The organism is Antricoccus suffuscus (assembly GCF_003003235.1).
Taxonomy (GTDB): domain Bacteria; phylum Actinomycetota; class Actinomycetes; order Mycobacteriales; family Antricoccaceae; genus Antricoccus; species Antricoccus suffuscus.
This window is the reverse complement of sequence record NZ_PVUE01000013.1, coordinates 75,887-101,687: the sequence shown is the minus strand read 5'-3', so window position 1 is coordinate 101,687 and position 25,801 is coordinate 75,887. Positions and strand designations below refer to the sequence as shown.

Genomic DNA, 25,801 nt, shown 5'->3' with positions numbered 1-25,801 from the left:
TCATGAACGCTGGATACGGCGGTAGCGCCGTTGGTCGGTTCGCGCTTCGTCCTCACCACCGCACAAATGTATGAATCTGCAGCGCTGTTAGGCGAAGACCTGCTGCCGAACAGCACAAATGTACGATCGACGTACCGAATTCGCAGAGAGTACGTCGAGGCGAGCGGCAAACCGCCCATGGATCGGCTCACTTACCGCCTGTGTCGCGCCGACGGGCCCGCGCGCACTAGAGTCAGAAAGGCAGATCCCGAGGAGAAACTTGATGAAAGTCGCCGTACCCAAGGAACTCAAGAACCACGAGTTCCGAGTCGCCCTGACCCCGGCCGGGGCGCACGAATTCGTCGTGCACGGGCACGAGGTCATCGTGCAGCGCAATGCCGGCGCCGGTTCGTCGATCCCGGACGAGGCGTACGTCGCCGCCGGCGCGCGAATCGTCGCGGACGCCGCCGAGGCGTGGGCCGAGGGCGACCTGATCCTCAAGGTCAAAGAGCCGATCGCCAGCGAATATGCGTTGCTGCGGCCGGGCCAGACGCTTTTCACTTACCTTCATCTGGCCGCGTCCAGGGAGTGCACGGAGGCGCTGATCGCGACCGGCGTGGACAGCGTCGCCTACGAGATGGTCGAGGCCGGGGACGGCTCGCTGCCGCTGCTGGCGCCGATGTCCGAGGTCGCGGGCTGCCTGGCGCCGCAGGTCGGCGCGCATCATCTGATGGCTGGCGACGGCGGCCGGGGCGTACTGCTCGGCGGGGTAGCGGGGGTCCGCGCCGCTAACGTGCTGGTGCTCGGCGCCGGTGTCTCGGGGATGCACGCCGCCCGGGTCGCGTCCGGGATGCAGGCGCGCGTCGTGCTGATGGACAAAAACATCGAGAAGCTGCGCGCGGCCGATCAGCATTTTCGGGGGGCCGTCGAGACAGTCATCTCCAACGCCTACGAGGTCGACCAGGCGGTGCGCACGGCGGACCTCGTGATCGGGGCGGTGCTGGTGCCGGGGGCGAAGGCGCCGCGGTTGATCAGCAACGAGCAGGTCGCCGGCATGTTGCCGGGCAGCGTCTTGGTGGACATCGCGATCGACCAGGGCGGCTGTTTCGAGGATTCGCGCCCGACCAGCCATGACGACCCGACCTACAAGGTGCACGGCTCGTTGTTCTACTGCGTGGCCAACATGCCCGGCGCCGTACCCCACACCTCGACGTACGCGCTGACCAACGCGACGCTTCCCTACGCGCTCACCCTCGCCAACCAGGGCCTGAAAAAGACGGTCAGCGACGATCCCAATTTCGCCGCCGCCGTGTGCACGGTCGGTGGATCCCTTGTGCCGCAGCAGATCGCGGAAGCCCACGGCATGAGCCACGTGCCGATCGCGCGCGCATTGGCGGGAGCAGGGTCCTGAGAGTGACGTACCCCATCGAGCGGGGAATCAAGATCTACCTCGACCACCTCGCGGTCGAGCGGGGACTTGCCGCCAACAGCCTGCAGGCCTACCGCCGCGACTTGCAGCGGTACGCCGACTGGCTCGAAGATCGCGCGATAACCGCCCTGGAAGACATCACGCCCTCCCACGTCTCGGACTTCCTGGCGCACCTGCGTGAAGGGGACGAGACGCATCAAGCGTTGTCCACGACCTCCGCCGCGCGGACCGTGGTCGCGGTCCGTGGGCTGCACCGGTTTGTCTTCAAGGAGCAGTACGTCGATGTCGACGTCGCGGTCGACGTACACCCGCCGGCGCCGCAAAAGCGCCTGCCTAAGGCGATCCCGCTGTCGGACGTCGAGAAGCTACTCGACGCGGCGGACGCGGTCGACTCGCCACTTGCCTTGCGAGACAGGGCATTGCTGGAGTTTCTGTATGGCACCGGCGCGCGGATCTCCGAGGCGTTGTCGTTGGACATCGACGACATCGACACCGACTCGCGGGCGGTGCGGATCAAGGGCAAGGGCGGCCGCGAACGCGTCGTACCCGTCGGCAGCTACGCGTTGCGCGCGATCGACAGCTATCTCGTGCGGGCCCGGCCGCTGCTGGTGTCGAAGGGTCGCGGGATCTCGCGGCTGTTCCTCAATTCCCGTGGCGGTGGGCTGTCTCGGCAGAGCGCGTGGGCGATCTTGCGCACCTGCGCCGAACGCGCCGGGCTCGAGGGCGAGCTGTCCCCGCACAGCCTGCGGCACTCGTTTGCGACGCACCTGCTCGACGGGGGCGCCGACGTACGCGTCGTACAGGAACTGCTGGGACACGCCTCGGTCACCACGACCCAGGTCTACACGCTCGTGACCGTCGATCATCTGCGGGAGGTGTATGCGACCTCTCATCCGCGCGCGCAATGAACCCAGGTGTGCGAAACCTCCCCGACTCGCGTACGTTGATCGCCTAAACTTGCGCAGTACGCCGCACACGAAGAATTCCGACCGAGAGGTCTCGATTACCCGCCATGACGATGCCGCCTGAACCGCCCAACGAGCAGTCTCCCAAGCCTATGGGCGAATATGCCGATCAGGGTTCGAGCGTTTATCCCGGCGACGACTTTGCCGATGCCACTGACCCCGGATCGGCGCCGCCGCAGCAGGAGATCAGCCCCGCCGTGGTTGAACCTCAGCCTGAGCCTGAGACTTCGCAGCCGGCCGAGCCGGCCGCCCGTAAACGCAAGAGCCCGTCGTTCGTCGACCCCGCCAAGGAACGCCAGACCGACCTGCCCGAACCGACCCCGATCATGGGGCACGGCCCGGCCGTCGTACTCGCCGTCTGCAACCAAAAAGGCGGCGTCGGCAAGACGACCTCCACGATCAACCTGGGTGCCGCGCTAGCCGAGTTCGGCCGCCGAGTGCTGCTGGTCGACTTCGACCCGCAAGGCGCACTCTCGGTCGGGCTCGGCGTCGCGCCGCACGACCTGGACAGCACGATCTATAACCTGCTGGTCGACCCGCGGGCCAACGCCCAAGAGGTCGTCATGCGTACGTCGACCAAGGGCCTGGACCTGCTGCCGTCCAATATCGACCTGTCCGCGGCCGAGATCCAGTTGGTTAACGAGGTCGCCCGCGAGCAGACCCTCGAACGCGTCCTTCGCCCGCTGCTGCCGCAGTACGACTACATCCTGGTCGACTGCCAGCCTTCGCTCGGCCTGCTGACCGTCAACGCGCTGACCGCGGCCAGCGGCGTACTCATCCCGCTCGAATGCGAATACTTCAGCTTGCGTGGCGTCGCGCTGCTGGTGGATACCGTGGAGAAGGTACGCGACCGGCTTAACCCTGACCTTGAGCTTGAAGGCATCCTCGCCACGATGTACGACGCGCGCACGATCCACGCTCGCGATGTCTTCTCGCGGATCGTCGAGGCATTTGGCGACAAGGTGTTCCAGACCGTCATCAACCGCACGGTCCGCTTCCCGGAGACGACCGTCGCCGGCCAGCCGATCACCACGTGGGCGCCGACCTCGGCGGCGGCGGAGTCCTATCGCAATCTCGCCCGCGAGATCCTGGCCCACAACAAACCCGAGTAGTGACTACCACCCCCGCCGATCCGTCACAAAATACCCCGCCATCCGTCACAAAATTCGGCTCATCCGTCACAAAATCCGGCCCATCCGTCACGAAATCCCGCGATTCGGCTCCGGTAACGGACGCATCTAACGCGCCGGAGCAGCCGGCGGCCAAGAACACCGGCTTCACCGTCCACCTCACCAACTTCGAGGGTCCGTTCGACCTGCTGCTGCAGCTGATCAGCAAACACAAGCTGGATGTCACCGAGGTTGCGCTGTCGCAGGTGACGGACGAGTTCATCGGCTACATTCGTGCGCTGGGCAGCGAGTGGGACCTCGGCCAGGCGACGGAGTTTCTGCTGGTCGCAGCGACACTGCTCGACTTGAAGGCGGCCCGGCTGCTGCCGCGCGGCGAGGTCGAGGACGACGAGGACCTCGCCCTGCTCGAGGCTCGGGACCTGCTGTTTGCGCGGCTGCTGCAATACCGCGCCTACAAGCACGTCGCCGGCCTGATCGCCGAGTTCATCGCGACCGCGGGCAAGCGTTACCCCCGCGCGGTGTCGCTCGAGCCGAGGTACGCCGAGGCGTTGCCGGAAATGCTGATCGGCGTCGGTCCCGAACGTTTCGCGAAGATCGCGCTGCGCGCGCTGACCCCAAGGACGCCCGACGAAGTACGCCTCGATCACCTGCACTCGCCGCAGGTCTCGGTGCGCGAACAGATCGACATCCTGCGCACGAGGCTTTCCACGGTCGGCAGCCAGACGTTCCGTGCCCTGACCGATGACTGTGAGCACACCATTGAGGTGGTCGCCCGATTCCTCGGCCTACTGGAGATGTACCGCGACAAGGTGGTCGTCTTCGAACAGGTCGCGGCGCTCGGCGAACTGCACGTACGCTGGGTCGGCGGCAGCAACGACGTACCCGCGGCGACCGAGACCGCCTATGATCCTGACGAGGAATACGGATGAGCGAGACCCCAGCACAGCCCACCGACGCCGCCGAGCCCGAGACGCCAATCGAGGCCACCAAGCCCAACGACGCCGCCGAGGCCGAGACGCCGATCGATCCCGAGGCGCCCGTCGAGCCCACCCAGCCCGAGCCGTTGCTGGAGTCCACCGAGCCCAAACCGGTCGAGATCGAGGAGACCGTCGTCGCCGACGAACCGGACATTCGGCTCCTTGAGTCCGATATCTCACCGGCGATCGAGTCGATCCTGCTGGTCGTCGATACGCCCACGCCCGCGGTCGATATCGCCCGGGCGGTAGGGATCTCGACCGAAGAGGCAGAACAGCACCTGACCGAGATCGCCGCCGACTACGAAGAACAAGGCAGGGGATTCCAGCTACGGCAGGCAGCGGGCGGCTGGCGGCTCTACACTCGCGAGGAGTATGCGCCGTACGTCGAGAAGTATGTCCTCGACGGCCAGAAGACGAGGTTGACCCAGGCCGCCCTTGAGACACTGGCCGTCATTGCCTATCGTCAACCGGTGACCCGATCGCGGGTCTCGGCGATTCGCGGGGTCAACGTCGACGGCGTCGTACGCACCCTGCTCACCCGTGAGCTCATCGAAGAAAGCGGTACCGACGAGCAGACCGGAGGCGGCCAGCTCTCGACGACCGACCTGTTCCTGGAGAAACTAGGACTCAGGTCGCTCGAGGATCTACCGCCCATCGCACCGCACTTGCCGGACGTTGCGCCCGAGATGGACGAACGTCTCGAGTCGGGACTGGCCCAGCTTGCTTCCCTAGACAGCGAGGATTAGTTCCATGAAAGACAACACGCGCGACGTCGATCTCGGCGGCGACTACTACGACGAGGACGACTACGAGATCGCCGACGCTCAGTTCGACCTGAGCAGTGGCGTCGGCCAGCAGCCGGAGACCGCACGACCGACCGGCGAAGGCGAACGGCTGCAGAAGGTGCTTGCTCGCGCCGGTCTCGGTTCCCGGCGCGTCTGCGAAGACCTGATCGCCAAGGGACGGGTTAGCGTGGACGGCAAGCGGGCGATCCTCGGTATGCGCATCGATCCGCAAGTGGCGACCGTGCTCGTCGACGGGTCGCGCATCCAGGTCCGCGAGGACATGGTCTATCTGGCCTTCAACAAGCCGGCCGGTGTGTTGTCGGCGATGAGCGACGACCGCGAGCGATTCCACCTCGGTGACTACGTCGAGAACTTCACCGATAAGGGCATCCGGCTGTTCCACATTGGGCGACTGGACTTCGAGACCGAGGGCCTGATCCTGCTGACCAACGACGGCGCGCTCGCGCACAAGCTGGCGCACCCGTCGTTCGGGGTCGAGAAGACCTATCTCGCCGAGATCATCGGCCCGGTCGCCAAGGACGTTGGCAAGCAGCTGCGCGACGGAGTCGAACTCGACGATGGCCTCGCGCGGGTCGATTCGTTTAAGATTGTCGATCAGTTCGGCAAGCGTGTCATGGTCGAACTCGTGCTGCACGAAGGCCGCAAGCACATCGTGCGGCGGATGCTCGACAAGGTCGGTCATCCCGTGCAAAGCCTGGTGCGCACGAAGTTTGGCCCGATCCACCTTGGTGCCCAGCGCTCCGCCGTACTCCGGCCGCTGAACAGCAAGGAGATCGGTGAACTGTTCGCGGCGGTGGACAAGTAGGCTGGACAACTGGTCATGGCCAACTGGTCAGGTGAGTGAGGGAGTTCAAGTGGCACTACGCGCGTTTCGCGGAGCTATCCAGGTCGACCACGACGTGCGCGACGAAGTCCACTCGGCGACCGCCGAGCTCGTTGCCGAGGTCATGAAGCGTAACGAACTCGAAAACGCCGACCTTGTCTGCATCTACTTCACCGCGACACCGGACATTACGTCGGACTTCCCGGCGTACGCCGCCCGCCAGATGGGTTTCACCGACGTACCGCTGATGTGTTCGGTCGAGATGGCCGTGCCGGACTCGATGCCGCGCGTCGTACGACTCATGGCGCTCGCCGATACCGATCGCGCCCGCGCCGATGTTAAGCATGTCTACCTGCGTGGCGCCGCCGCGCTCCGCAGAGACCTCGCCACGTGAGCATGTCCGATTTAAAGTGCAACCTTAGTGCTCACCGTCCGGACACAACGTTGCACTTAAACCCGCGGATCGGCCGATGAGCGAGACGTTCACCGGCGTCGTCGCGATCGACGGGCCGTCCGGCTCCGGCAAGTCGACCGTCGCTAAGGCGGTCGCGACCCGGCTGGGGCTGCGCTACCTCGACACCGGCGCGATGTACCGCGCGGTCTGCGCCGCGGCGATGTACGACGGGATCGACCTGCACGACGAGGCCGCTACGGCCGCATACGCGCAGCAGCTAGAACTTTTCACCCCCACCGACCCCGCCGATCAGACCGTGATCGCCAACGGACGCGACGTCACGGCGGAAATCCGCACGACCAGGGTGTCCGAAAACGTCAGCGCGGTCGCGACCAACCTCGCCGTACGCGCGGAGTTGATCGCCCGCCAGCAGGCGATCGTCGCCGGGGGAGCGATCGTGCTCGAGGGCCGCGACACCACGACGGTGGTCGCGCCGTACGCCGACGTACGGCTGCTGATCACTGCCGACCCCGAGGCCCGCATCGCGCGGCGTACGGCGGAACTGCATGACACCGTCGACCAGGAGACGCTCACGATGACGACCGCGCAGATCGTCGTACGCGACGAGAAGGACTCGACGGTGGTCGACTTCCAGAGCGCCAGTGACGGCGTGCACGAGATCGACACCACCAACCTCACACTTGAGCAGACAATAGACACTGCACTTCACCTGGTCTGGCACGCGCCGACCTCAAAGCAACAACAACAAAGAGGCAACTAGATGAGCGAAGAAGCGTTACCCGACTGGGTGGCGTCCGAACTCGCCGAGATCGGTATCGACCCTGATGCAGACGCCGACACCCTCGCCCCGGCGCCGGTCGTCGCGGTGGTCGGGCGGCCCAACGTCGGCAAGTCGACGCTGGTCAACCGCATCCTCGGTCGCCGCGCCGCCGTCGTACAGGACGTTCCTGGGGTCACTCGTGACCGGGTGACGTACGACGCCAGCTGGAACGGCCGGCGGTTCACGCTGATGGATACCGGCGGTTGGGAACCCGACGCGTCGGGGATGGCCGCGAGCGTCACGTTGCAGGCCGAACACGCGATGCGCAATGCCGACGTCGTGCTGTTCATCGTGGACACCAGCGTGGGCGCGACGGTGACCGACGAACAGGCCGTGCGGGTGCTGCGCAAGGCCAAGACGCCGGTGATCCTGGTCGCCAACAAGGTCGACGATGCCCGCGCCGAGTCCGATGCTGCGGCGCTGTGGTCGCTGGGTCTGGGCGAGCCCTATCCGGTCAGCGCGCTGCACGGCCGCGGCAGCGGTGACCTGCTCGACGTCGTACTGGAGTCTCTTCCGGAGGCGCCGCGTGAGACATACCGTTCGTACGGCGGTCCGCGGCGCGTCGCCCTCGTCGGGCGGCCCAACGTCGGCAAGTCCTCACTGCTCAACAAGCTCGCCAAGGAAGAACGGTCCGTCGTACACGACGTCGCCGGTACGACGGTCGACCCGGTCGACAGCATCGTCGAGGTCGGCGGCGAGATGTGGCGGTTCGTCGACACAGCGGGAATGCGCAAGCGGGTCAAGGACGCCAGCGGTGCGGAGTATTACGCGAGTCTGCGTACGGCGTCGGCGATCGAGGCGGCCGAGATTGGCGTCGTACTGCTGGATGCCTCCGAAGTGATCAGCGAGCAGGACCAGCGGATCATCACCCAGGTCGTCGAGTCCGGTCGGGCCGTCGTACTGGCGATGAACAAGTGGGACCTGATGAGCGAGGATCGCCGCTACTACTTGGATCGCGAGCTCGAACGCGATCTCGTGCGGATCCCGTGGGTGCAGCGGATCAATATCTCGGCGAAGACCGGCCGCGCCGTTGACAAGCTCGCGCCGGCGATGCGGACCGCGCTCGCGTCGTGGGACACGCGTGTGCCGACCGGCAAGCTCAACGCGTGGCTGTCGGAGATCGCGTCGGCGCATCCGCACCCCGTGCGCAGTGGCAAGCAGCCGCGGATCCTGTTCGCGACGCAGGCCTCGGCGCGCCCGCCACGGTTCATCATCTTCACGACCGGGTTCATCGATGCGCAGTACCTGAGGTTCATCGAACGGCGCATGCGCGAGGACTTCGGCTTCATCGGCAGCCCGATCCGGATTAGCGTCCGCGAACGTAAACGCCGGAAGTAACTTCCGGATAGCGTCATACGCCCCGGTCGCTACTAACGACCGGGACGCGTGACGTTACGCGAGACTTGATCGGACGGCTTCGAACAACGCCAGCGTGCGGGGATCGCCAATCAGGCTGGAGGTCATCCGGTTCGGCACGTAGCCGAAGGCCAGCCCCGACTCCGGTGAGGCGAGACCGACCGAGCCGCCAGCGCCATAGTGGCCATAGGAGTGCTCGTCGTACAGCACGAACGAGCCGCCCGGCACCATAAAACCGGCGCCGAATCGCGTCGGCATCCCGAGCACGCGGTCGGTTCCCTCGGAGACCAGGGTTCGTGCCGCATCCACGGTCGCCGGCTCGAGCAGGCGTACGCCGTCCACCTCACCGATGGTCGCGGCGTACATCCGCGCCAGCGAGCGCGCCGAGCCGACACCGCCGGCACCAGGGACCTGTGCGGCCCGCATCGCCCGCGAGTTGTAGTCGGACTGCTTGATCAGCCCCCGCCCGGCGGCCTGCCAGAACAGCGATCCGGGCCCGACCAGCCGCGCGATCTCGGCCTGCTGCTCCTCCGGCAGTCCCGACAGGTCGGCCGGCGGCGCAAAGTCCAGCACCGCCACCCGGGGCTCGACGTCTTCCGGCAGCCCGATCCAGAAATCCAAGCCGAGAGGCCCGGCGACCTCGCTCGCGAAGAACTCACCGATGCTTTTGCCACTGACCCGCCGCACCAGCTCGCCGACGATCCAGCCGAAGCTCAGCGCGTGGTAGCCGTGTGCGCTGCCCGGCTCCCAGATCGGCTCAGCGGCCGCGAGCGCGGAAACGATCGGTTCCCAGCCGAGCAGATCGGCAAGGGTAAGACCCTCGGGGATCGGCGCGATACCGACCCGGTGACCGGCTGCCTGCCGGACCGTTACCGAACCCTTGCCGGCGGGGGCGAACTGCGGCCAGTACGTCGCGACCGGCTCGTCCAGGGCGATCAGCCCCCGTTGCACCAGCAGGTGCAGGCAGACCGCGGCCGCACCCTTGGTCGTGGAGAAGACCAGCGCGACGGCGTCCTGCGACCATTCGCGCCCGGTCGCGCGATCGGCTACGCCTGCCCACAGGTCGACAACTGGCTTGCCGTCGCGATAGAGGCAGAACGACGCGCCGACCTCTTCGTGTCGCTCGAAGTTGCGCGCGAACGCCTCGCGAACCGCCTCGTAACCGGGTTCGACGTGACCGTTGATCTGCGGGACCACCGACTGATTACTCATCGGTCGCCTGACGTACGTCGGCACCACGACGAGCTTCCGTACTGCGATGAAGCTCCAGGCCCCGCATCGAGCCCTCCTCGCGCCACTCACTCAGCAACGCGTTGAACTTCACGATGCCCGGACCATAAGCTCCGGGGCCACGGGCCGGCCCCTTGCCTTCATCGTTGTAGTAGCCCGGCGTGCAGGTGTCGAGGTAGGTGTTAACGAGCCGGACGTCCTCGATCACACTGACCCATTCGTCCTGTCCTTCCTCGGTCGGCTCCGCGGCCACCGCTCCACGCCGCTTGGTCTCGGCGATGATGTACGCGATGTGCCGAGCCTGCTCGTCGAACATGAATGTCATGTTCACGCTGAATGCATTCTGGCTCAGGCCGATGTGGAACCAGTTTGGGTAGCCGCGGGTCATGAACCCGTGCAGTGTCCGCATGTTGTCGGTCCACTCGTCCAGCAACGACTGTCCGTCGCGGCCGATGACGTCGAACCCGATCCGGCGGCGGAACTGCGTGGTGATCTCGAAGCCCGACGCGTAGATGATGCAGTCGACCTCGTACTCCTTACCGCCCGCGACCACGCCGCGCGGCGTGATCCGGTCGACCCCCTTGGAGTCGCTGACGTCGACCAAGGTGACGTTGTCGCGGTTGAACGCTGGCAAGAACTCGTCGTTGAAGGTCGGACGCTTGCAGAGGAACTTGTAGTACGGCTTGAGCCGTTCGGCCAGCCCCGCGTCGGTGACGAACTCGTCGACACGATCACGGACCTCGTTCATCTTGCGGAAGTCCGCGATCTCCAGCAGCAGCGCCAGCTCTTCCTTGGACTCCGCCTTCGGCATCTGCCGCAGCTTGGCCGCCATGTCCGTCCAGCCGTCCTGCACCAGGTCGACTTCGCGCGGCTCGCCCATCACGATGCCACCGAAGTTGTCGCGGCGTTCCTGCTGCCAACCCGGCTTCAGGCTCGCCCACCACTCGGGGTCGGTCTGCTTGTTGCCGCGGGGGTTGACCGCCGACGGCGTGCGCTGGAAGACGTAGAGATGCTCGGCGTACTGCGCGGTGCGTGGCACGCACTGGATTGCCGACGCCCCGGTGCCGATGATCGCGACCTTCTTGTCGCTCAGCTTGGTCATGCCGCCGGTGGCGTCACCGCCGGTATAGCCGTAGTCCCAACGGCTGGTGTGGAATGAATGCCCCTCGAAGTCGTGGATGCCTTCGATGCCGGGCAGCTTCGGGCGGCTGGCCGGGCCGATCGCGTTGATTACGAATTCGGCGCGGATATCGTCGCCGCGGTCGGTGGTAATCAGCCAGCGCTGCGCGGACTCATCCCACCGCATATCGCGCACGCGGGTCTGGAAATGAGTGCGCTCGTAAAGCCCGTAGTGCTTGCCGACGCGTTGCGCGTGCTCGAAGATCTCGTCCCCGTAGGAGTACTTCTCCCTCGGCATGTAGTTGAGCTCTTCGAGCAGCGGGAGGTAGCAGTACGACTCGATGTCGCACTGCGCTCCTGGGTACCGGTTCCAATACCAGGTGCCGCCGAAGTCGGCCGCGGCCTCGATGACCCGGAAGTCCTCAACCCCGGCCTCGATCAGCCGGGCGCTGGCCAGCAGGCCGCTGAACCCGCCGCCGATGATGACGACCTCGACCTTCTCGGTGATTGGGTCCCGGGTGAAGTCCGGATCGGCGTACGGGTCGGTCTCGTCGTACTTCGCCAGGTGTCCGCTCACCTCGAAGTACTGGTTGGAACCGTCTTCGCGGATGCGCCGCGCACGCTCGGTCGCGTACTTCGCGCGCAGCTCGTCGATGTCGAACTCAAGATCTGGTCTTGTGGTGGTCATGGCGCACCGTTCGTGTCGGGGGCTACGGCGGGATGCCGACCCGAGGAGATTTTCTGAGATTCTGTCTCAGCTTTGGTGTATCGGTCAATAGTCAATACATTGGACCGAGTTCGTGACCACCGACCCGCTACAGAAACAGGCCATATCTATGACGACTCGCCCCGCCCACCGCCGCCAGATGGAGGCGAGGATTTTCGACGCCGCCATTCGGCTGTTCGACGAGCGCGGGTACGACGACACCGCCGTGGAGGAGATCTGCGCCGAAGCCCAGGTTGGACGGGCAACCTTCTTCCGGTATTTCGAAACCAAGAGCGGGCTGATCCGCGAGCTCGATCAGCGTGCTGCGGCGCGGATCCTCCAACAGATAGAAGAGCTCACCGAGCCGTCATTTGCCGAGCTGGTGCGGGTCGTCGCCAACACGCTGCACGAGATCTGGGCCGAGTCCAGCAGCGGGCTGCGGGCCCTCGGACGGGAGTCGTCCTCCGTTCCACGACCCACCCGCCGAGTCTTCGCCTACACCCTGGAGGCGGTCTACGACGTCGTACGGGCAGCGCAGCAGCGTGCCGAGCTGAGTTCGGACCTACCTCCACAGCTCCTCGCGTACGTCGTGATCGTGCAGCTGACCGGAGCGATTGGCTGGTGGCTCGACAACACCGACACCGATCTACGGGCACTGCTGGACGGCATCGTCGGGCATTTTCTCGATGGATACCGCTCTCTGGAAATCCGCGACGGGTCGCTCCGGGCGTCACGTATGACGTTACGCAAGAAGCCCGTTACTTAGCGGGCCGGACCAGTCCCAGGTCGTAGGTGAGGATCACGGCCTGGATCCGGTCTCTGGCGCCGATCTTGGCCAGGACCCTTCCGACGTGCGTCTTCACCGTCGACTGCGACAGCACCAGGTGCTCGGCGATCTCGCTGTTGCTCCAGCCGCGGCCGATCGCGACCAGGATCTCGCGCTCTCGCTCGGTGAGCGAGCGCACGCGAGGGTCGTTTTCAGCCGGTTGATCGTCGGCGGCGCCGGGCAGCCGGTCGGCGTAGGCGTCGAGCAGGCGCCGGGTCAGGCGCGGGGCGATGACCGCGTCCCCGCAGGCAACGGCTCGGATCCCGGCCAGTAGTTCCTCCGGGTGGGCGTCCTTGAGTAGGAATCCGCTGGCCCCGGCGCGTAGCGCGGCGTGGGCGTACTCGTCCAGGTCGAAGGTCGTAAGCACCAGGACACGCGAGCGGCCGCCGGCGGCGACGATGCGCCGGGTGGCCTCGATCCCGTCCATACCGGGCATCCGCACATCCATGAGCACCACGTCGGGGCGCAGCTCGGCGGTCCGGCGTACCGCCTCTGTGCCGTGCGCGGCCTCGCCGACCACCTGAGTGTCCGGGGTGCTTTCCAACAGCATCCGGAACCCCAGTCGTTGCAGCGGCTGGTCGTCGACGATGAGCACGCTGGTCATGACGCGTGGTCCACGTGCGGCACTTGCGAGGCGGAGACGGGCACGAGGGGGAGGACGGCATCGACACTCCACCCGCCGCCCGGGCACGGGCCGGCGGTGATCGTCCCGCCGTACAGCGCGGTCCGTTCCCGCATCCCCGCGATACCGTGACCGTGCTTGTTCGGGCCGACCGACACGTGATGCGCGGCGCCGTCGGGTGGACCGATGTCCTCGATACGGACGGTGAGCTGGGCGCCGTTGGCGCTGACGGTGAGGTGTGCCCGGGTATCGGAGCCTGCGTGCTTGAGCGTGTTGGTGAGTGATTCCTGCACGATCCGGTACGCCGCCAGCTGCACACCGGGATCCAACGCGTCAGGCTTCCCGATCGTGCGGTAGACGACCTGAGGACCGGCGGCGCGCACTCGCTCGCACAGCGCGTCGAGATCCGCGATGCCCGGCTGCGGGCTGAGTTCGGCGCTCTGCGTGTTGTCCGGCCCACTCTCACTGCGTGCTTCGCTGAGCACGGTGAGGGTCCGGCGTAACTCGGCGAGGGCTTGACGGCTGGTGCCGGAAATGAGGTCCAGGGCCTGTTTGCTGCGCGCCGGCGTCACGTCCGCGGCGCGGGAGCCGCCGTCGGCGAGGCCGATGATGATGGAGAGGTTATGACCGACGATGTCATGCATCTCGCGGGCGATGCGGGCGCGTTCGGCAGCCGTGGCGAGCTTGCTGCGCTGGTCGCGTTCGACCTCCAGCCGTGCCGCGCGCTCTTGCAGCTCCACCAGGTAGGCCCAACCGAGCCGGACCCCGAGCGCCAGGACGACCGACGCGGTCGCGGCGCTACCCAGGAAGAACAGCGCGACGAGGGGAGACACCGGGATGGGCACCCGCAGGGCCACCAGCAAGAGTGCGACGAGCATCGCGACACAACCGAAGCCTAGATGCCGCAATAGGCCGTGCCGGGCCAGACTGTAGAGCGCGACGAGCGGTGCGAGGAAGAGGATGACGTCGCTATGTAGCGACAGATCCAATGGCAGGTTCAGTGACACGTTCAGGGACCACTGCAGCAGGAAGACCGCCAGCACGATGGAGAACACCGTCGAGGGCGCTCGGCGCCGCCACAGCAGCGGCAGCGCCAGACCGAACTGCAGAGCCACGATGATGGTAAGCGGCAGGCCAGTAGTCGGGTACTCGTGACCCTGCAGCGCGGCATACATGCCGAAGGCCAGCAGGATAGCCAGCACCAACAGGGCGTCTAGTAGCCATGGCCGTGCCCGGTCGGCGCGCCGCAACCATCGTCCGGTGCCCGCCAGCCAGGCGACAACCTTGGGATGGATCGACAATTGGTCCTCGGTGCTCACCGGCGCCAACCCTTCATCGTCGTCGACGCCCCAACGGGCGAGACCTCCAGGATATTGCCGGAGGCTCGCCCGTGGCGGGGGAGTATCAGGCGTCGCTGCGCATCAGTCGCCAGGCGGCGGCGGCCAGCGCGAGGACGGTCCAGCCGAGGAGTACGGCGAGCCCGGCACCGGCAGATAGCGTGTGCGTGGCTCGCGTCAAGGCCTGGATCGAATCGCCCGCGTTGCTAGGCAGGTACTGGCTGACATTCTGCGCCCACGACGTCGGCAATAACGAGACCAGCCCAGGGACGAGGAGCAGTACGCCGAGCAGCACGGCGATGCCTGCCGCGGCCGAGCGCAGCAGGGAACCGAGTGCGACACCGATGATGGCGACCAAGGCGAGATAGATCCCGGCGCCAAACAGGCTGCGCACCACGCCCGTGCTCGACAGTGCGAGAGCAGCGGGAGTGCCAGTGATGATCCGGCTGCCGATCCCGAACGAGGCGAAAGCGGCGACGCTTCCGACGACTAGTGCCACCAGGCCGCAGACGATGGCCTTGGACCAGAGCACCGGCAGCCGGCGGGGAACCGCTGCCAGGGTCGAGCGGATCATGCCGGTGGAGTATTCGCCGGCCGTGACCAGGACACCGAGGACGCCGAGCACCAGCTGACCGAAATTGACCCCGAAAAGCGAGAGGCTCACCGCGGTAGCACTTGCGAAACGATCCTCCTGCTGCGCGCCCGGAGTGACGCCCGCGGTGATGTGGGACTTGTAGCGGGCCGCGAAGATGAGGCCGAACGCCACCACGAAGACCAGACTCAGGCCGACCGCGATCCAGGTCGAGCGCAGCGACCAAAATTTCGACCACTCCGAGCGCAGGACCCGGGCAGGTGTCACTTTGTAGGCGGCGCGGGTGGATTTCTCGGGAGCGTTTGCCGCGGCGGTCGAGGGTGTGGAGGTGAGGCTCATGATGCGCTCCCGACGTTCTCGATAGTGCCAGCGGCGTGCCGGCCCGGACTCGCTCCGCCTTGATATTCGACCGCGTCACTCGTGAGGTCCATGAACGCGTGCTCCAGGGAGACCGAATGCGGCGTGAGCTCGAACAGCGCGATTCCGGCATCGGCGGCCTTGCGCCCGATCACACGAGCGGACAATCCGGTCACCTGGAGTTCTTCGGAGCCGGGTCGGCCGGTGATTTCGATGTCCGTGCCGGACAGTATTTCGCGCAGCCGGGCCGGGTCGTCGCTGGCGACCTTCACGGTCTCGCCACCTGACTGGCGGACCAGGTCCTGCACGGTCGTGTCGGCGAGCAGCCGGCCCCGGCCGATGACGACGAGGTGGTCGGCGACCAGCGCGACTTCGCTCATCAGATGCGAGGAGACGAACACGGTGCGGCCCTCGGCCGCGAGATCCGTGAGCAGCGTGCGGATCCACAGCACGCCCTCGGGGTCCAGGCCGTTGACCGGCTCGTCCAGGATGATCGTGGCCGGGTCGCCGAGCAGTGCCGATGCGATGCCTAGCCGCTGGCCCATGCCGAGCGAGAACGCGCCGACGCGCTTCTTGGCTACCGACGTAAGGCCGGTCATCTCGATGAGTTCCTCGACCCGGCGGCGGGGGATGCCGTGGGTGTAGGCCTGGGCCATCAGGTGCGCATACGCCGACCGCCCGGGGTGCACCGACTTGGCCTCCAGCAGCGCGCCGACTTCCTGCAGCGGGGCGGGAAACTCTGCGTATCGGCGGCCGTTGACGCGCACGGAGCCGCCGGTCGGGGCGTCCAGCCCGACGATCATCCGCATGGTGGTGGACTTGCCCGCGCCATTGGGCCCGAGGAAGCCGGTCACGGCGCCGGCCTTCACGGTGAAGCCCAACCGGTCCACCGCGGTCTTCTCGCCGTACCGTTTCGTCAGTTGTTGCGCCTCGATCATCGACTCTCCCTTGATGCAGACCACCGGAATCGTCTCCGGTCCGCGACACTGTCGACGCTACCGGCGCGGGCGGCGCCATCCGTCGTACCGAGGTGCCACGTTTGGCGGCGTCGCGGTACCTCGGTACTACCCACCTCATAGCTCCCTGAGTGGCATGATCTATCAGGTGACCAGCAAACCCGACACTGCGCAGCGTCTACGCGACCTCGCCGTACTTCGCCGGGTCCGCGACCGGATCGACCGGGAATACGCGCAGCCGTTGGACGTCGAGGCACTCGCCCGCGGCGCGCACATGTCGGCCGGGCACCTCAGTCGCGAGTTCCGGCGCGCGTACGGCGAGTCGCCGTACTCCTACCTGATGACGCGGCGGATCGAACGGGCGATGGCGTTGCTGCGCGGCGGCGACCTCAGCGTCACCGACATCTGCTTCGCGGTCGGGTGCTCGTCGTTGGGCACGTTCAGCACGCGCTTCACCGAGCTGGTCGGCGTACCGCCCGGCACCTATCGACGTGAGGTGACGCGTACGACGGAGGGCATGCCGTCCTGCGTCGCCAAGCAGGTCACCAGACCGATCAGGAATCAAGAAGCGTCGGTCCCGGCAACGCCGCTAGCGTAGTTCCCATGAAGATCACCATTAACTCAAGCTTCCTCCCACACAGCGATCCCGATGCCTCGTTGGCGTTCTTCCGCGACGTCCTTGGCTTCGAGGTCCGCAACGACGTTGGCTACCAGGGCATGCGGTGGATCACCGTCGGCCCCGAGGGCCAGCCCGACACGTCGATCGTCCTGCATCCGCCGGCCGCCACTCCCGGCCTCACCGACGACGAACGCAGCGCCATCATCGAAATCGTCGCCAAGGGAAGCTACTTCGGCGTCAACCTGGCCACTCCGGACCTCGATGACACGTTCGCGAAGCTCGAAGCTAGCGGGGCAGAGGTCGTGCAGGAACCAGTCGACCAGCCGTACGGCGTACGCGACTGCGCCTTCCGCGATCCCGCGGGCAACATGATCCGCATCCAACAGAGTTGATCTGCGATGACCTCCATTAAGTCCATCACTCTCGAAGTTCCCGACTCCACCGCGGCAAAAGCCTTCTATAGCGAGGCTTTCGGCCTCGACTCGCCGCTGGTGTTGCGCGAATCGCAGCCGCCGACGACCGGCTTTCGCGGGTTCACGCTGTCACTTATCGTGTCCCAGCCGGCCACCGTCAACAGCCTTATCGACTCAGCGCTCGCAGCCGGCGCGACGTCCCTGAAGCCGGTCGCGAAGTCGTTCTGGGGGTACGGCGGCGTCGTACAGGCTCCGGACGGCGCGATCTGGAAGGTCGCGACCTCGTCGAAAAAGGACACCAGTCCCGACGTACGGAAGATCGACGAGATCGCACTCCTCATTGGCGTCTCGGACGTCAAGGCCAGCAAACGGTTCTACGTCGAACGCGGCCTGACGGTGGGGAAGAGCTTCGGCAGCAAGTACGTCGAGTTCGCCTCGCCGTCGAGCCCAGTCAAGCTCGCGCTATACGGACTGCGTGCGCTTGCGAAGGACGCCGGTGTCTGCCCGGACGGCACCGGTTCGCACCGGATCGCCATCGGAGCCGACGCGGCGCCGTTCACCGATCCGGACGGCTTCGAATGGGAGACCCACTCGGCTTAGTGGGCACTACCACGTTGCGGGGGTTCGGCTGTGCTCGTTTGCACACCAAACAGCGGGCGCGATGAGATACTTTCCGTGTGAGTTTGCAAATCATCGTCACAGTAATGGCCGGATTACTCCTTGTCGTCGCCGCGATCGGCACGATCGTTCCGGTGCTGCCCGGAAGCCTGCTGGCGCTGTTGACACTGCTGGGGTGGGCCTGGACCCTCGATGCGCCACCGGCGTGGGTCATGGGCGGGCTCGGCATGGCGCTGGTGCTCATCGGATGGTCCGCGTCGCTGGTGCTGACCGGTCGCAAGCTCAAGGAACGCAAGGTCCCCGGCAGGTCGGTGCTGGTCGGCGGGATCTTCGCCGTCGTCGGGATGTTCGTGGTTCCGGTGGTCGGTTTATTCGTCGGCTTCACGCTCGGCCTGTTCCTCAGCGAACTGCAGCGGCGCGCCAATGCTGCCGAGGCCTGGTCCGCGGCGATCGCCGCGTTGAAAGCGACCGGCGTCGGGATCCTGATCGAGTTTTGCTGCGCGTGCCTGGCCGGTTCGATGTGGGCGATCGGCGTCGTTTGGTACTTCGTCGCCGCCTAGCTGCGGCCCGCGGTCGAAACGTTGGTCACCAACTCCCGCCGGTATCATCGACCGTGCCCTTGTGTCACCGACGTCGGTGACACAAGGGCACGGTTCGTGACACAAGCGGCTACAAGACAGTTAGTCGATGAAGCCGTTCTTCTTCAGGAACTCCTTCGCGACCGCGGCCGGCTTGTCGCCGTCGATGTCGACTTTGGCGTTGAGCCCCAGCATGGTCTCGCTGGTGAGCTTCTTGCTGATCGGCGCGAAGATCTTCGCGATGTCGGGGTTCTTGTCCAGTACGTCGGTCTTCACCGTCAGCGCCGCGTTGTACTCGACGAAGAACTTCTTGTCGTCCTTCAGTACGACGAGGTCGTTGGACTTCACCCGCGCGTCGGTGGAGGTGACTTCGCCGAAGTTACAGTCCTTGCCGACCTGCGGGAAGATCAGGTTGAGGTCGAGTTCGGTGACCTTGAACTTGGTCCCATAGGCCTTCTCCACGCCCGGCAGGCCGTCGTCGCGGTTGAGGAATTCGCTGGCCGCGCAGATCGTGCCGTCGTTGGGGTTCTTCGCGATGTACGCCGCGGCGTCGGAGATCGACTCGATCTTGTTCTTCGAGGCCCAGTCTTTCTTGGCCGCGATGGCGTAGGTGTTGTTCAGCGGCGCCGGCGGCAGCCACGTCACGCCGTTGGCCTTGTCTGCCTCGGACACGGCCTTGTAAAGATCGGTCGGTACGTCGGTCGTGGAGTTGCCGAGGATGTTGACCCAGCCGGTGCCGGTGTAGTCCCAGTACATGTCGATCTCGCCGGAGGTCAGCGCCGCGCGCACGGTGTCGGTGCCGCTGATGCCGGTCTTGTCCGCCGCCTTGCCGCCGGCCGCGTCCAGCGCGGCGATCGTGATCTGGCCGAGGATGACCGATTCGGTGAACTCCTTGGAGCCGACCTTGAACGACGCGCCTTTGAGGTCGTAGTTCTTGCCGATCGAGCCGCCGGATGCGGCGCCGCCCGAGTCGCCCTTGCTGACGTCGGTGTTCGATGAGCATGCGCCGAGTGTCAGGCTAAAAACGGCTGCAACGGCGATCAGGCTCGCGCGTAAATTCCTCTTCAACTTTCCTTCTCCTCTTTAGGTGTTACACATGCGTACGGCGCCCCAACCGCGAAGCAGATGGAGCGCCGTACCGGAAGCTAATCGATGTAGCCGTGGTCCTTCAGGAACGCCTTGGCGACTGCGGCCGGCTTCTCGCCGTCGTTGTCGACCTTGGAGTTCATCTCGGTCACGACCTTGTCGGTGAGCTCTTTGCTGATCGGCTCCATGATCTTGGCGATATCGGGGTTCTTGTCCAGTACGTCGGTGCGCACGGTCAGCGCGCCGTTGTAGTCGACGAAGAACTTCTTGTCATCTTTGAGCGTCTGCAGCTTGTTGGACACGATCCGCGCGTCGGTGGAGAAGACCTCACCGAAGTTGCAGTCCTTGCCGACTTGCGGGTAGATCAGGTTGAGGTCGAGCTCGGTGACCTTGAACTTCGTGCCGTAGTCCTTTTCCAGACCGGGCAGCCCGTCGTCACGGTTGAGGAATTCGCTCGCCGCGCAGAGCGTGCCATCGGACGGGTTCTTGTTGATGTACGCCGCCGCGTCGGACATCGACTCGATCTTGTTCTTCTTCGCGAAGTCCGCCTTCACCGCGATCCGGTAGGTGTCGTTGAACGGCGCCGCCGGCAGCCAGGTCACGCCGTTGGCCTTGTCCGCGTCCGCGACGGCCTTGTAGAGGTCGGTGGGCAGGTCGGTGGTGGTGTGCTTGAGGATGTTGACCCAACCGGTGCCGGTGTACTCCCAGTACATGTCGATCTCTTTGGACGTCAGCGCCGCGCGCACCGTGTCGGTGCCGCTGATGCCGGTCTTGTCGTTGACCTTTGCGCCGGCCGCTTCGAGCGCGGCGATGGTGATCTGGCCGAGTACGACGGACTCGGTGAACTCCTTCGAGCCCACCGTGAACGACGCGCCCTTGAGGTCGTAGTCCTTGCCGATCGACCCTCCGGACGCGGAGCCGCCCTTGTCCCCGCCGCTGACGTCGGTGTTGGACGAGCAGGCCGACGCGAGCATCGTGAGCACGGCGATGGCCGCAATAGCCCCCCGGCGTACGAGTTTTTTGTTCGACACAATCGTTCTCCTCACATGTAGGTGCTTAAAGTCCCTTGGGGCGCAGCACATCTTCGACGATCCCGGCGAGGTAGTCGATGAGCAGCGCCAGTACGGCGGTCAGCGCGGCGCCGGTGATGGTGACCAGGATGCGGTTGGTGGACAGGCCGGCGACGATGATCTTGCCGAGCCCGCCGGCGCCGATGTACGCCGCGAGGGTCGCCGTACCGACGTTGACCACGAGCGCGGTGCGCACGCCGGCGAGGATCACCGGTACGGCGAGCGGCAGTTCGAGCCGGGCCAGTACGCCGCCGCGGGACATGCCCATGCCGCGGCCGGCCTCGAGGACGGTCTTGTCGACTTGCTCGATGCCGACCATCGTGTTGCGCAGCACGGGCAGGACGGCGTACGCGACGAGCGCGATGATCGCGGCCTTGAAGCCGATCATGTACCAGACCACCGACATCAGGGCCAGCAGCCCGATGGTGGGGGTGGCCTGTCCGATGTTGGCGATGGTGATCAGGGCGCCGCGGAAGCTGCGGGTCCATTGCCGGGTGAGTACGACGCCGAGCGGGATCGCGATGATCAGCACGAAGACGGTGGACACCGCGGTCAGCCCGATGTGCTGCAGGACGGCGGTGGAGATGGTCTTGGCGTTGAGGGAGCGGGCTTCGATGGTGTCGAGGTCCTGGCTCTTGATGTAGAGGTAGAGCACGACGAGTACGACGACCAGGAAGATCGGCATCAGCAGGTAGCTGGCGAGGGTCCGCTTGCCCTCGTGCGGCGCGGTGGTGGCCCGCGGGTCGACGGTGTCGGTCTGACTATCGGTGGTCAACGACATGACTACTCGTCGTCCGGCTCGGAGCTGTGCTTCAGCGAGCCGCGCATCCGGGTGCGGGTGGCGCTGCGCATGGCGCGGATCGACTCGTTGATCCGGTCGATGTCCACGATCCCTTGGTAGGTGCCGTCGTTGGTGACGACGATCGCGACGCTGTGGCTGGCGGTGATCATCTCGTTGAGCGCGTCGTTGAGCGTGGAGTGCATGTGCACGGTGGCGGTGGTGGGCGCGCCGAGCTGAAGCAGGTTGCGCTCGCCGCGGCGCTGGATGTCGGTGGCGCCGACCCACCGGACCGGCCGGTTGTTCTTGTCGAGCACGAGCACGGAGGACTCTTCCGAACGCCGGATCACCTCGAGCGCTTCGTCGGGAGTGGCCTCGACCGAGACGGTCGGCCACTGGCTCAGCTCGATGTCGCGGACCCGGCTGAGGTTGAGACGTTTCAGGGAGGCGCCGGAGCCGATGAAGTCGGCGACGAAGTCGTTGGCCGGGTTGGTGAGGATCTCCTCGGGCGTGGCGTACTGCGCGATGTTGGCGCCTTCTTGCAGGATCGCGATCCGGTCGCCCATCTTGATCGCCTCGTCGATGTCGTGGGTGACGAATACGATCGTCTTCTTGACATCGGCCTGCAGCCGCAGGAACTCGTTTTGCAGGCGTTCGCGGGTGATCGGGTCGATCGCGCCGAACGGCTCGTCCATCAGCATCACGTCCGGATCGCCGCTGAGCGCGCGGGCGACGCCGACACGCTGCTGCTGACCGCCGGACAGTTCCTTGGGGTAGCGGCGGCGGTAGAGCGCCGGGTCCATGCTGACCGTCTCGAGCAGTTCGTCGATCCGGTCGCTGATGCGTTTCTTGTCCCAGCCGAGCAGCTTGGGCACGGTGGCGATGTTCTGCTCGATGGTCATGTGCGGGAACAGCCCGATTTGCTGGATGACGTAGCCGATTCGGCGGCGTAGCTCGTCCGGGTCGGCCTTGGTGACGTCCTCACCTTCGAGGATGATCCGGCCGCCGCTGGGCTCGATGATCCGGTTGATCATCTTCATCGTGGTGGTCTTGCCGCAGCCGGAGGAGCCGACGAGGATGACGATCTCGCCTTCGGGGATCTCCAGGCTCAGGTTGTCCACGGCCGGCTTCTTGGTGCCGGGGAACGTCTTGGTCAGGCCCTCCAGCTGGATCATGGTCCGCTTGGCGGCCGGGGGAGCCTGAAGTGGTTCGGTCTGAGTCATCGCAGTCCTCTCGAAGTGGTCAGTCGGCCGATGAGGGTGAAGAGCGCGTCGAAGATGATCGCGACGATGATGGTGCCGATGATTCCGGCGAGCACGAGGTTGACCGCGACCGGTACGCCGGCGTGCCCGAGGCCGTCGAAGATCAGCGAGCCGTAGCCCGGGCCGAGCACGATCGCACCGATGGTGGCGATCCCGACGAGCATCACGGTGGTGACCCGGATGCCGGTGATGATCACCGGCCATGCCATGGGCAATTCGATCTTGAGCAGCCGCTGGCGGCGGCCCATGCCCATGCCCTGGGCGGACTCGATGATGGCGGGGTCGACCTCACGCAGCCCGGTGATGGTGTTGCGCACGACCGGCAGCAGACCGTAGAGCGTCAGCGCGATGATGACCGGGGGAGCGCCCAGGCCCACCAGCGGCAGCAGCAGGACGAACAGTGCGAACGATGGGACGGTGAGGAAGGCGCTGGTGACGCTGAGGATCGCCGCGCGCAGTTTGGGGCGCTGGTAGGCGATGATGCCGAGGATGACGCCGATGGACGCGGAAATCGCGACGGCGATCGCGACGAGCCAGATGTGCTGGATGCCGAGGGTGATCATGTCGTCCCGGCGTTCGGACAGGAAGTCGAAAAATCCCATTGCACCGCCTCCAGCGAAGTCTCGTCGTCATCGTGCGTTCGGGTCTGCGTCGGCTCAGTAGTTTGCGTCCCTAAAGAGACTACTGGGACGGATGGGGCGATGACCACGGCGTACGTTTCGCTTTGGCGTCAATCTTTCAGGTCTCGCGTGCGGGTTGTGTGACGTATCGGGCATCCGCGGTCGATATTGGGGTCCGGATCACATATGGTCACCTATGCGGGGGTGTCCTTCGTCCGGCCGCGGCGTACTTCGGTACGGCGTGCGCGGACATATGAGGTCATCGCCATATTCGCATCGTTCAACGACGTAAGGATGGACAGATCGTATGAAGACTAAAGGCGCGATCCTGTGGGGTATCGGCGAGGAATGGTCCGTCGAGGAGATCGAGGTCGGGGATCCGAAGGCCGGTGAGGTCACCGTTGAGCTGGCCGCCTCGGGCTTGTGCCACTCCGACGAGCACCTCGTCACCGGCGGTAGCCCGGTGCCGTTCTACCCGGTGCTCGGCGGCCACGAAGGCTCCGGCGTCGTCACCAAGGTGGGCCCCGGCGTCACCGGCCTCAAGGAAGGCGACCACGTCGTCACCGCGTTCATCCCGGCTTGCGGCCAGTGCCCGCCGTGCTCCTCGGGTCACCAGAACCTCTGTGATCTCGGCGCGGGCCTGCTGACCGGCCAGTCGATCAGCGACGGCACGTTCCGGGTACAGGCCAAGGGCAAGGACGTCATCACGATGTGCCTGCTGGGCACGTTCTCGCCGTACATCACCGTGCACCAGGCCTCCGTGGTCAAGATCGAGCCGGACATCCCGCTCGCGATCGCGGCCCTGGTCGGTTGCGGCGTCACCACCGGCTTCGGCTCGGCGACCCACGTGGCCGACGTACGTCCCGGTGAGACCGTCGTGGTCATGGGCACCGGCGGCGTCGGCATGAACGCCGTACAGGGTGCGGCCGCCGCGGGCGCGAAGCGCGTCATCGCGATCGACCCGGTCGAGTCCAAGCGGGAGCGGGCGATGGAGTTCGGTGCGACGCACACCTTCGCCAGCGCCGAGGCCGCGCTGGAGCCGGTCAACGAGCTGACCTGGGGCCGGATGGCGGAGAAGACGATCATCACCGTCGGCGACATCCAGGGCGAGGACATCCAGCAGGCGCTCGCGCTCACTGCCAAGGGCGGCCGCGCGGTCGTCACCGGCATGGGCAACGCGGCGAATCAGGACGTCAAGCTGAGCCTGTTCGAACTCACCTTGCTGCAGAAGGACCTGCAGGGCGCGATCTTCGGCGGGTCCAACCCGCGCAAGGAGATCCCGTGGCTGCTGTCGATGTACCAGGAGGGTCAGCTCAAGCTCGACGAGCTCGCGACCACGAAGTACAAGCTCGAGGACATCAACAAGGGCTACCAGGACATGCGCGATGGCAAGAACATCCGCGGCATGATCGAATACACCGCCGCCGACCGCTAAACACGCCCGTGCCGTTTTCGAACGCCGAGAACGACTGAGGTATTCTGAACGTCGCCCTGCCGCAAGGTGGGGCGACGTTCGTGTTTACGGCGTACGCCGTGGGTACGACGGGCTGTGGCGCAGCTTGGTAGCGCACCTGACTGGGGGTCAGGGGGTCGCAGGTTCAAATCCTGTCAGCCCGACAAATGCCCAGGTGAGAGTATGTTTTTCACCTGGGCACTGTCGTTTTCGGAGTCAATGTGACCGCTAGATACTAGGGAGTTCCCCGTTGGCTTCGCTCTCGATCGTTGCAGCCGTTGCGGGATGCTCGAGTTCCGACGCGGTTGCGAATCCCAAGGACGGTTCACCGGCTGGCGCGCCAGGCAGCACGTCGCAGGAGCCGTCGGTGGTCTATCAGTTCGACGACATCAAAGTGGCGGACGCCGATGACCTGTTTCCGTCCTTCGCTCCGAGCCCAACTGTCGTGCAACTATCGGAGGAGATGAAGAATGCTGCTCCGGAGTTGGGGGAGACGCAGCTTGTTCAGTCGTACGAGATCACGGTGAAGTCGTTCTCGACCGGCATCTGTCGCCTCGATGTCGCCATCATGTACGAAGGTGACGGGCAGAAGAAGGTCGCCGCCAAATGGAGTGACGCCGAGCTGAGCTACCTCAGGCGTTGCAGGTCGTACTTCGCCATCGTCGCCTCCTCAGCCGCCGGCGATACCTATCGCATAAAGAACCTAGCTGAGGGGGCGGACATCACTGGTGAGCTGACTGCGACATCCGGTGTCGTCAACCGTGCGTCAGCTCGACGACGTGCAAGCGAACTCCGCTGCACTCCGCCCATCCCACGGGCGAGGTTGGCATGACTGAGCGCCCAGTTACGATGCGTAGCA

The 25,801-nt window shown here is 65.7% G+C and carries 27 protein-coding genes and 1 tRNA gene; 17 read left to right on the top strand and 11 right to left on the bottom strand.

The features are described 5' to 3' along the window. The first annotated feature begins 262 nt into the window (after window positions 1-262). The 9 genes from ald to der all read left to right on the top strand — a co-directional run bounded on the left by ald (window position 263) and on the right by der (window position 8,682). Window positions 263-1,390 (top strand): alanine dehydrogenase, encoded by a 1,128-nt coding sequence (gene ald / locus CLV47_RS14940; RefSeq protein ID WP_106349859.1) that lies wholly within the window; start codon window positions 263-265, stop codon window positions 1,388-1,390. Window positions 1,391-1,392: 2 nt separating this feature from the next. Continuing rightward, the gene (gene xerD / locus CLV47_RS14935) at window positions 1,393-2,316 is read left to right on the top strand and encodes a site-specific tyrosine recombinase XerD (RefSeq protein WP_238145452.1); all 924 of its coding nucleotides are present in this window, start codon (window positions 1,393-1,395) and stop codon (window positions 2,314-2,316) included. Between the two features lie 104 nt (window positions 2,317-2,420). Next, window positions 2,421-3,485: an AAA family ATPase gene (locus CLV47_RS14930; RefSeq protein ID WP_272946800.1), complete on the top strand. Its 1,065-nt coding sequence runs from the start codon at window positions 2,421-2,423 to the stop codon at window positions 3,483-3,485. Continuing rightward, on the top strand, window positions 3,485-4,432 hold the full coding sequence (locus tag CLV47_RS14925) for a segregation and condensation protein A (RefSeq protein WP_177557552.1): 948 nt from the start codon (window positions 3,485-3,487) through the stop codon (window positions 4,430-4,432). The genes CLV47_RS14930 and CLV47_RS14925 overlap by 1 nt, the downstream gene beginning before the upstream one ends. Continuing rightward, the gene (gene scpB / locus CLV47_RS14920) at window positions 4,429-5,226 is read left to right on the top strand and encodes an SMC-Scp complex subunit ScpB (RefSeq protein WP_177557550.1); all 798 of its coding nucleotides are present in this window, start codon (window positions 4,429-4,431) and stop codon (window positions 5,224-5,226) included. The genes CLV47_RS14925 and scpB overlap by 4 nt, the downstream gene beginning before the upstream one ends. A gap of 4 nt (window positions 5,227-5,230) precedes the next feature. Continuing rightward, complete coding sequence (locus CLV47_RS14915; RefSeq protein ID WP_106349856.1) at window positions 5,231-6,091, top strand: pseudouridine synthase; 861 nt, start codon at window positions 5,231-5,233, stop codon at window positions 6,089-6,091. 49 nt (window positions 6,092-6,140) lie between these two features. After that, window positions 6,141-6,503: a chorismate mutase gene (aroH, locus tag CLV47_RS14910; protein ID WP_106349855.1), complete on the top strand. Its 363-nt coding sequence runs from the start codon at window positions 6,141-6,143 to the stop codon at window positions 6,501-6,503. 76 nt (window positions 6,504-6,579) lie between these two features. Beyond that, complete coding sequence (gene cmk / locus CLV47_RS14905; protein WP_106349854.1) at window positions 6,580-7,284, top strand: (d)CMP kinase; 705 nt, start codon at window positions 6,580-6,582, stop codon at window positions 7,282-7,284. Further along, window positions 7,285-8,682: a ribosome biogenesis GTPase Der gene (der, locus tag CLV47_RS14900; RefSeq protein ID WP_106349853.1), complete on the top strand. Its 1,398-nt coding sequence runs from the start codon at window positions 7,285-7,287 to the stop codon at window positions 8,680-8,682. A gap of 54 nt (window positions 8,683-8,736) precedes the next feature. On the opposite strand, the gene CLV47_RS14895 is transcribed toward der, so the two are convergent. Continuing rightward, window positions 8,737-9,912: a serine hydrolase domain-containing protein gene (locus CLV47_RS14895; RefSeq protein WP_106349852.1), complete on the bottom strand. Its 1,176-nt coding sequence runs from the start codon at window positions 9,910-9,912 to the stop codon at window positions 8,737-8,739. Next, window positions 9,905-11,737, bottom strand: a complete 1,833-nt coding sequence (locus CLV47_RS14890; protein ID WP_106349851.1) for a flavin-containing monooxygenase — start codon at window positions 11,735-11,737, stop codon at window positions 9,905-9,907. Before CLV47_RS14890 ends, CLV47_RS14895 begins: the two co-directional genes overlap by 8 nt. 112 nt (window positions 11,738-11,849) lie before the next feature. On the opposite strand from CLV47_RS14890, the gene CLV47_RS14885 reads away from it, so the two are divergent. Further along, window positions 11,850-12,521 (top strand): TetR/AcrR family transcriptional regulator, encoded by a 672-nt coding sequence (locus CLV47_RS14885; protein ID WP_146135396.1) that lies wholly within the window; start codon window positions 11,850-11,852, stop codon window positions 12,519-12,521. Here the strand turns inward: CLV47_RS14885 and CLV47_RS14880 are convergent. The 4 genes from CLV47_RS14880 to CLV47_RS14865 all read right to left on the bottom strand — a co-directional run bounded on the left by CLV47_RS14880 (window position 12,514) and on the right by CLV47_RS14865 (window position 16,427). Further along, the gene (locus CLV47_RS14880; RefSeq protein WP_106349849.1) at window positions 12,514-13,185 is read right to left on the bottom strand and encodes a response regulator; all 672 of its coding nucleotides are present in this window, start codon (window positions 13,183-13,185) and stop codon (window positions 12,514-12,516) included. The two genes, CLV47_RS14885 and CLV47_RS14880, sit on opposite strands and share 8 nt — an antisense overlap. After that, window positions 13,182-14,522 carry a sensor histidine kinase gene (locus CLV47_RS14875; RefSeq protein ID WP_202862608.1) on the bottom strand — a complete coding sequence of 447 codons (1,341 nt, stop codon included), beginning with the start codon at window positions 14,520-14,522 and terminating at the stop codon, window positions 13,182-13,184. Before CLV47_RS14875 ends, CLV47_RS14880 begins: the two co-directional genes overlap by 4 nt. Window positions 14,523-14,607: 85 nt before the next feature. Beyond that, entirely contained in the window at window positions 14,608-15,471 is an 864-nt protein-coding gene (locus tag CLV47_RS14870) for an ABC-2 transporter permease (RefSeq protein WP_106349847.1), read from the bottom strand. Next, entirely contained in the window at window positions 15,468-16,427 is a 960-nt protein-coding gene (locus CLV47_RS14865) for an ABC transporter ATP-binding protein (protein ID WP_106349883.1), read from the bottom strand. Before CLV47_RS14865 ends, CLV47_RS14870 begins: the two co-directional genes overlap by 4 nt. A 166-nt stretch (window positions 16,428-16,593) precedes the next feature. Between CLV47_RS14865 and CLV47_RS14860 the strand changes: the two genes are divergently transcribed. The 4 genes from CLV47_RS14860 to CLV47_RS14845 all read left to right on the top strand — a co-directional run bounded on the left by CLV47_RS14860 (window position 16,594) and on the right by CLV47_RS14845 (window position 18,655). Further along, the gene (locus CLV47_RS14860; protein ID WP_106349882.1) at window positions 16,594-17,043 is read left to right on the top strand and encodes a helix-turn-helix transcriptional regulator; all 450 of its coding nucleotides are present in this window, start codon (window positions 16,594-16,596) and stop codon (window positions 17,041-17,043) included. A gap of 5 nt (window positions 17,044-17,048) precedes the next feature. After that, entirely contained in the window at window positions 17,049-17,456 is a 408-nt protein-coding gene (locus tag CLV47_RS14855; protein WP_106349846.1) for a VOC family protein, read from the top strand. Between the two features lie 6 nt (window positions 17,457-17,462). Further along, on the top strand, window positions 17,463-18,077 hold the full coding sequence (locus CLV47_RS14850) for a VOC family protein (protein ID WP_106349845.1): 615 nt from the start codon (window positions 17,463-17,465) through the stop codon (window positions 18,075-18,077). A gap of 77 nt (window positions 18,078-18,154) precedes the next feature. Beyond that, a complete protein-coding gene (locus CLV47_RS14845) occupies window positions 18,155-18,655 on the top strand; it encodes a DUF456 domain-containing protein (protein ID WP_106349844.1) in 501 nt (166 codons plus the stop codon). Window positions 18,656-18,775: 120 nt separating this feature from the next. On the opposite strand, the gene CLV47_RS14840 is transcribed toward CLV47_RS14845, so the two are convergent. From CLV47_RS14840 to CLV47_RS14820, 5 genes are all read right to left on the bottom strand, one after another. Continuing rightward, complete coding sequence (locus tag CLV47_RS14840; protein ID WP_106349843.1) at window positions 18,776-19,741, bottom strand: glycine betaine ABC transporter substrate-binding protein; 966 nt, start codon at window positions 19,739-19,741, stop codon at window positions 18,776-18,778. 77 nt (window positions 19,742-19,818) lie between these two features. Then, window positions 19,819-20,790: a glycine betaine ABC transporter substrate-binding protein gene (locus CLV47_RS14835; protein WP_170111098.1), complete on the bottom strand. Its 972-nt coding sequence runs from the start codon at window positions 20,788-20,790 to the stop codon at window positions 19,819-19,821. Window positions 20,791-20,815: 25 nt separating this feature from the next. Next, window positions 20,816-21,610 carry an ABC transporter permease gene (locus tag CLV47_RS14830; protein ID WP_106349841.1) on the bottom strand — a complete coding sequence of 265 codons (795 nt, stop codon included), beginning with the start codon at window positions 21,608-21,610 and terminating at the stop codon, window positions 20,816-20,818. Between the two features lie 2 nt (window positions 21,611-21,612). Further along, window positions 21,613-22,830: a betaine/proline/choline family ABC transporter ATP-binding protein gene (locus tag CLV47_RS14825; RefSeq protein ID WP_202862607.1), complete on the bottom strand. Its 1,218-nt coding sequence runs from the start codon at window positions 22,828-22,830 to the stop codon at window positions 21,613-21,615. After that, on the bottom strand, window positions 22,827-23,471 hold the full coding sequence (locus CLV47_RS14820) for an ABC transporter permease (RefSeq protein ID WP_106349840.1): 645 nt from the start codon (window positions 23,469-23,471) through the stop codon (window positions 22,827-22,829). The genes CLV47_RS14825 and CLV47_RS14820 overlap by 4 nt, the downstream gene beginning before the upstream one ends. A gap of 325 nt (window positions 23,472-23,796) precedes the next feature. On the opposite strand from CLV47_RS14820, the gene CLV47_RS14815 reads away from it, so the two are divergent. The 3 genes from CLV47_RS14815 (at window position 23,797) to CLV47_RS14805 (ending at window position 25,774) form a co-directional block, all read left to right on the top strand. Next, window positions 23,797-24,924 (top strand): NDMA-dependent alcohol dehydrogenase, encoded by a 1,128-nt coding sequence (locus CLV47_RS14815; protein ID WP_106349839.1) that lies wholly within the window; start codon window positions 23,797-23,799, stop codon window positions 24,922-24,924. Between the two features lie 108 nt (window positions 24,925-25,032). Continuing rightward, window positions 25,033-25,106: transfer RNA gene (locus CLV47_RS14810), tRNA-Pro, on the top strand. Between the two features lie 86 nt (window positions 25,107-25,192). Further along, window positions 25,193-25,774, top strand: coding sequence for a hypothetical protein (locus tag CLV47_RS14805; protein ID WP_106349838.1), 582 nt, complete (start codon window positions 25,193-25,195; stop codon window positions 25,772-25,774). The last annotated feature ends 27 nt before the right edge of the window (window positions 25,775-25,801 follow it).